The 6,274-nt window shown below is 57.2% G+C and carries 6 protein-coding genes and 1 pseudogene; 5 read left to right on the forward strand and 2 right to left on the reverse strand.

Translation table 11 applies throughout. From position 1 onward, the window contains the following. Window positions 1-23 precede the first annotated feature (23 nt). Both ACQR3R_RS29420 and ACQR3R_RS29425 read right to left on the reverse strand, forming a co-directional pair. The gene (locus ACQR3R_RS29420) at window positions 24-1,157 is read right to left on the reverse strand and encodes a catalase (RefSeq protein WP_428278036.1); all 1,134 of its coding nucleotides are present in this window, start codon (window positions 1,155-1,157) and stop codon (window positions 24-26) included. Further along, window positions 1,154-2,956: a di-heme-cytochrome C peroxidase gene (locus tag ACQR3R_RS29425; protein ID WP_428278038.1), complete on the reverse strand. Its 1,803-nt coding sequence runs from the start codon at window positions 2,954-2,956 to the stop codon at window positions 1,154-1,156. The genes ACQR3R_RS29420 and ACQR3R_RS29425 overlap by 4 nt, the downstream gene beginning before the upstream one ends. Before the next feature lie 269 nt (window positions 2,957-3,225). On the opposite strand from ACQR3R_RS29425, the gene ACQR3R_RS29430 reads away from it, so the two are divergent. From ACQR3R_RS29430 to ACQR3R_RS29450, 5 genes and pseudogenes are all read left to right on the forward strand, one after another. Next, entirely contained in the window at window positions 3,226-3,942 is a 717-nt protein-coding gene (locus tag ACQR3R_RS29430) for a BamJ family beta-barrel-assembly machinery protein (RefSeq protein WP_428278040.1), read from the forward strand. Window positions 3,943-4,448: 506 nt separating this feature from the next. Further along, window positions 4,449-4,547: pseudogene (locus tag ACQR3R_RS29435) on the forward strand (YkvA family protein); the annotation flags it as partial. A 258-nt stretch (window positions 4,548-4,805) separates the two neighbouring features. Beyond that, window positions 4,806-5,147, forward strand: a complete 342-nt coding sequence (locus ACQR3R_RS29440; protein WP_428278042.1) for a helix-turn-helix domain-containing protein — start codon at window positions 4,806-4,808, stop codon at window positions 5,145-5,147. Next, on the forward strand, window positions 5,144-5,515 hold the full coding sequence (locus ACQR3R_RS29445) for a hypothetical protein (RefSeq protein WP_003223109.1): 372 nt from the start codon (window positions 5,144-5,146) through the stop codon (window positions 5,513-5,515). Before ACQR3R_RS29440 ends, ACQR3R_RS29445 begins: the two co-directional genes overlap by 4 nt. Beyond that, entirely contained in the window at window positions 5,516-5,920 is a 405-nt protein-coding gene (locus ACQR3R_RS29450; protein WP_428278046.1) for a hypothetical protein, read from the forward strand. The last annotated feature ends 354 nt before the right edge of the window (window positions 5,921-6,274 follow it).

Below are 6,274 nucleotides of genomic sequence, written 5' to 3' on the forward strand. Positions count from 1 at the left end.
GCGGGCTTTTTGCTGTGTGCGATTTATTGTTCGGCGTTGCGGCGGTGACGGTAATCGCTGACCGCTTCATAGACCGCTTTGCGTAGCCGATTAATCCCGCCAATGGGCTTATGAGCTTGCACGCCGAACCACGGATTGAACGACTGGTTATCGCATGCCAGGTTGAGTGCCGGGGTATCGAAGTCCTGCGCCGGCAAGTTGATTCGCGCTACCGTCTCGAAGGGCGCATCACTTTCGCGCCACTCAATGCTGGTGTCCTCTATCGGCATGTACTTGCTCGAGTCCTGACGCTGGATCTGCAAGACGAAACACGCCGATACCCGATCTGTCGACAGCTGCTGATTCAGCGCATTACGCAGGAAGTTAGGTAGCGTGTGGTTCTGCGCTGGAAGGGTATAAACCGGGCAACTTGCCGGGTCCGGCATCACACGAAACTTGGCGTTGGCCTCACCGAATTTGTAGGGTGAAACCGAAAAGTAGGTGGTTTGCGTCGGACTCTCAGGGGCGGGTGTCAACGTTGCCAAAGCGATAAACAAGTGGCGAATCTGCCAAGTGCGCGGGTCCCAACCAGGGAAGAACGCCATCACCTTCTTGCCGTCAGCCTGAGCGGCCACATTCTGACGGTATTCAGCGACATCGCTGACAAAGAAGTTCGGGTGACTGAACATCACGAAGTCTTGTTCACCGCGCCCTTGTTGGTCACTCAGCAGTTGTTTGCCCGGCACGTCGAGCAGCTTGATCGCCATGCCTCGCGCATCACGAATACTGTCGAACTGCGGATAGGCGTTGCCGTTGGACAGGCGCATGGTGGCCTGCCAGGTCTTGCCCGGTTCGCTGAATACACCTTGTCGCAAATCAGCCGGCAAGTCTGGCAGGACCTGCACCGAAGCTTTCACACAGCCGTGTGCCTTGGCATGAGCGTCGCGCAGGTAGCGCGTACTTTCGCGGTGCTGATCGACGATGCGAACGGCAGTCTGGATGATGTCCTGGGTCATTGCTGCTTCGCCGGCGGGAATCAGCTCTTCAGCCGATACCGATCCGCTGTGTTGCCATGCGAACCATGCCGTGGCGAGCGCCCAGCCGAGTAGTCCAACGACCAGCAACCACAACAAGGTTTTTCCGAGAAAGGCGCCAAAGCGCAGCCAAAGGGTTTTCATGGTAATTGCGACTCCAGCGGTCCACCCAGCACTTTCAAGTATTCAAGGAGCGCCCAGCGCTCTTCGGGTTGCAGCAAGCGGCCGATCACGCCATTGCCAAGCTTGCCGGCGCGAAATTCGTGGCCACTGTTGTGGTTGCCCGTGATCCGGGTATCGAATTCAAAGCCATTGGTAAAAGCATTCGTGCGATAGCCCAAATGTTTCGGGTCGTACTCGAAGGTGCCTTTGTAGAACGTCGTGGCGCGCTCATCCTGAGGCGAGAGCAATTGATAGAGGCTGGGCACCGATCCGTTGTGCAGAAACGGTGGCGTTGCCCACACGCCTGCCAGCGGGCGGGCCTTGTAGGCGCGCATTTCGCGGACACCAATCGGCAGGCCGAATCCATCCATGTCCGGTTGCTCGCCAGGCGTGACCTTGGCCTCGCGATACGCCCTGTTTTCGACAAATGCCGTCACATAAGCCAGTCCTGTCGCCACTGACATCTTGCTCAGGTCAAACCCTTCGGTGGGTTTTGGCTCGACATCCAGTTGCGCAAGTTCTGCCGGGTCCCACTGCAATTTGCTGAGGTCGAAGCGATGGTTGGCAATGTTGTCCGCGGCGGTTGGGTCGGTGCCGATGACCTCCACCGCAAGCATTTTCAGATGTTGCACGTCTCGTTCGTCGCTGTGGGTAACGCGGGGGGTGTGACATCTCGCGCAATTCACGGCGAACAAGTCTCGGCCTCGAGCTGCCAGGGGCTTGTCCACAGCCCCTAGCAGTTCTTCCGGCCAGGCGGGCGGTTTAAGGCGTTGCAGCGTTTGTTCGATCAGCTGTAGGTCTCGCACCCGAACGCTGGACGGGTAACGTTCCTCGCCCTTGAATGGCTGCCCGTTGCTATCAAAGAAATTCAGCGTGGCACCCACGCCGAGCGCTTCACCGATGTTGCGCGCCATCGGTTGCTGCGCCGAACCGTTCCATTGCACCCAATCGAACGTCCAGATGTCCCATAGCTGCGGGTAATCGACCGGTGCGTTGGCCACCCGGTAGTTGGCTGGCGAAATGGCATCACCAAAACTCGCATTGGCAATGCGCCCGAACGCGTCGGCACGGCCAGGCCCTTCTTCGGTTGGGTACAGCCCGCGATGGGTGTCGTTCCAGGCTGATTTCAGAAAAGCATCGAGGGACAGTTTGAAGTCTTCGCGCAGCTGTTGGTGCCCGGCATCGTAATCCTGACCCAGTACGGTGCGAGCGAAACGCTCGAATTTCCATGGGTTGTAGTACGTCGAGGCCAGGCTGGCCACCAATGCCTGGCCGAAACTGCCTCCGCGCAACGTCGGAACACTCGACGGCAAGACATGCTGCGCCGATCCTCCATCGATGCGAATCGCTTGACCGTTTAAGCGCAACTCGCCGGTGTGGCAGGCCGCGCATGTAATGTCCAGAAACTGATCCTGGCTGCCAAGGTTCTGGTGACGCGCGAATCCCACGGGCAGGTTGCCTGGGTTGGCGACCGTCGCTTTTTGGCTGGGGTCAATCAGGAAGCCGAAACGAGCGAGGTACTCGGGGGTGGCAAATCGTTGCTTGGAGAACGGCAGCTCAAGCGCGTTGAACCACTCGTAGTGCAAGCCTTTGACCTGGGTGCCTTGCGGCGTGAAATAGTAAACCTGACGGTCCGCGTCGCTCCATTGCTCCAGGTAATGCACCTGTTGAGCGGGAGACCAGGCCGGTAATTTTGGATTGGCGACGTAATAAAGAACCACCGCCAGAGCGATGACCAAGAGCAATGCAATCAGGGCGAGCAGGCGGAAGATGAGGCGCAAGATAAACGTCCTTGTCGAGTTATCGCTCACTTATGCCTCAGCTGCGCATGGGTGGCAAGTGGCTATTACACCAGACTGTGTGAGTGGGGGCAGGGGGCGGCGCAGGCTCCAGATGACAGAAGCTTCATCATCCGATTCTGCAAATGCGTTAAAACACCTGAACTTATCAGCAGTATCCCGCTCTCATGCCGGTAGCCATTGGTCGTGGCCGCCTGATAAGCTCGCGGCTTTACTCGATTGCCCTTTAGGCGCATGAACAAGGAAATAGCATGAAACAGCATCGGTTGGCGGCGGCGGTGGCCCTGGTTAGCCTGGTACTTGCGGGTTGTGATTCGCAGACCAGCGTAGAGCTGAAAACCCCGGCGCAAAAAGCTTCCTACGGGATTGGCCTGAACATGGGCAAAAGCCTGGCTCAGGAAGGCATGGATGACCTGGACTCCAAAGCCGTAGCGCAAGGCATTGAAGATGCCGTCGGCAAGAAAGAACAGAAGCTGAAGGACGACGAACTGGTCGAAGCCTTCGCAGCACTGCAAAAACGTGCTGAAGAGCGTATGGCCAAAATGAGCGAAGAGTCGGCAGCTGCCGGCAAAAAATTCCTCGAAGAAAATGGCAAGAAAGCAGGTGTAACGACTACTGCTTCAGGCCTGCAATACGAAGTGGTCAAGAAAGCCGACGGCCCACAGCCTAAGCCGACCGACGTAGTGACCGTTCACTACACCGGTAAATTGACCAATGGCACCGTTTTCGACAGTTCCGTCGAGCGCGGCAGCCCGATTGATCTGCCGGTTAGCGGCGTGATCCCGGGTTGGGTTGAAGGTCTGCAACTGATGCACGTCGGTGAGAAGGTCAAGCTGTACATTCCAAGCGAACTGGCTTACGGCGCTCAAAGCCCAAGCCCGGCAATCCCGGCCAATTCGGTGCTGGTATTCGACCTGGAACTGCTGGCGATCAAAGATCCAGCAAAACAAGACGACGCCGCCAAGTAATCAGCGTCTGCTCTGACAACAACGCCTCGCCTACGCGGGGCGTTGTTGCATCTGGGGCTCAGCGGTGCTTAAACAAAGCGAACAGATGCCATACGCTGTAGTCATAGCCATTGAGGGATCAGCGCTAGTCGCGCGCGGTCGCCAAGTCAATGAAATATTGGGTTTTTTTATGTGAGTAAAAAACGCCCGATCTGAGTTCGGCCCTTATAAAACGGGCCTTTCAGCGGTGAAATGCAGCTCTGTTCACAAGGTTATCCACAATTTGTGTGGATAACATTTCAGTGGGAGGAATGATGAAAACACCTTGGAATTTTGCTCGTTTCCTGCCTCTGGCTGGACGCTTGCTTGCCCGTGGACGTTTGCCGACCCTACTGTTCGCCGTTGCCAGTAAAAGTGCGAGTCAGGGCAATCGATTGGGGAAGTTGAAGGACGATTTGCGCTTGTTACAGGCGCTTTGTCTTGCTTACTGGCGAGGTGAATATCGAGCGATCAGCCCCAAGGCGATGATTTCGGTAGTGGCGGGCCTGATGTACTTCCTCAGCCCTATCGATGCAATTCCGGATTTCATTCCGGTTTTCGGGATGCTCGATGACATTGCGGTGCTGGCGTGGGTGATGAAAGTCCTCGATGACGAACTTAATGCGTTTCGCGCCTGGCGCAACCGCCAACTACCGGAGAAACTCGCGGTGGTCGAGCGCTTACCCGATACACCAGAGCAACTTCAACTTCAGGGGCCGAAAAAAAACTGAGGTTAATCAGAATCCACCATAGATTGATAGCCCCCGCGACCTTAGCCGCTGTTAGGATTACACTTCTAGGGAAAAGCGCCGACTCGCTAAGTGTCGTTGTCCTACGGGGAAGTCATGGATATTCAGATAATCACACGCGAAGGCGAGCCCGAGTACGCGGTTCTGCCGTGGGCTCAGTATCAGGCTCTACTGAAAGCAGCAGGCATTAACGAGCAACCGGCGCCTGACGCACCTGTGCGTCAAGCCGCTACACCAGACCAGGTTCTTCCGGGCCTGGATCAACTACGCAATTTGCGCGAAGGGAAGGGCATCGCCATTGAGGCGCTAGCCCGCACGGTAGGCATCAGCCCGTCTTATCTGGCCTTGATTGAAAGTGGCGAGCGTCTACCCGACGCTGCGATTCGCCGCAGCCTGGCCTGGGAATTGACGGTGCCAGGCTGGAGGGATGAATCGTGAGCGTACGCATCAGTCGTCAACATTGGGACGGGTTACTGGGCGAGCTGGATCAAGCACGCCGTCAGCGTCATCTTTTAACCTACCGAGCACTGCTGGAGCGTTTGCAACTGCCGACGCCAGCCATGCAGACCTTGACCGCGGCACTTGAGCATCTCGCCGCACTCGACGCCAAGGCCGAGCAGCCTTTGCGCAGCTCACTGGTCATAAGTCAGGGCGCCAGCCGGCTGCCACGCACCGGTTTCTTCGAATGCGTCGAACGGTTGGGGCGATTCTCGGGACCGTCCGATGGCGTGGCTGCGGCGTCCTGGCATGCCTCCGAAGTGGTGCGTGTATTCGAATACGAATACCCCGAATCGGCAGAGGCCTGAGTGTTGTTGCGACTCAAGGCGCGCGCCAGTTATTGGCTGGCCCGCCGGTTGTTTCATTGGTCGTGGTTTGTGCGTCAGCCGCGCGGCTGGAGTTGGCTAGAAGGCCAATTCGCACGGATGGCGAATCTGGGCGACGTCGGTGCGCAAAGTTTTTACGGCCACATCCTGACCTTTCGCGGCGTTGGCCTTGGTGCTCGTGAGGAAGGTGTTCGTTTGCTGCGCCTTGCTGCCTTGGCGGGCGACGGCAAGGCTGCGTATCAGGTGGGCGTGATCAGCCTTGCGGGTACGCCGAGCAAGGCGCCGGATGCGGTTGAAGCCGCCAGGTTCTGGGGGATCGCTGCAAAAGCGGGCCACCCATTGGCGCAGATCAAGCTGGAGCAGTTGTCGACTGGTAGCCCTGAATAAAACTCGGTAGTGCTTTTACAAAAAAACGTGGCGTGAGGGCAACCTCCCGCCACGTTTGCGTTTCTGCCTGTGCATCGTTCAGTGATTTTTGTTTGGCGAAATGTCCTACCGCCTAATCCGATTTTCCTGACTTCTTTCCTGATTGAATCGCCGCAAAGTCTCGCGCGCCCATTTTCCGCGCAAGGGATTGCTGATGATTGACCTGCCTGTTTATTTCTCTTCATGCCGTCCAGCGTTTTGATGGACCAGATCACCCAAACCGAGCGTCACGACGACGCCTCCCGACAAGCGAAAAACCCTAACGACGACAGCACCGATTCCGCCCGTAACACCGCGACCGACAAATGCCCGGTG

This window comes from Gordonia sp. IEGM753, from assembly GCF_050321825.1.
In the GTDB taxonomy this organism is placed as follows: Bacteria; Pseudomonadota; Gammaproteobacteria; order Pseudomonadales; family Pseudomonadaceae; genus Aquipseudomonas.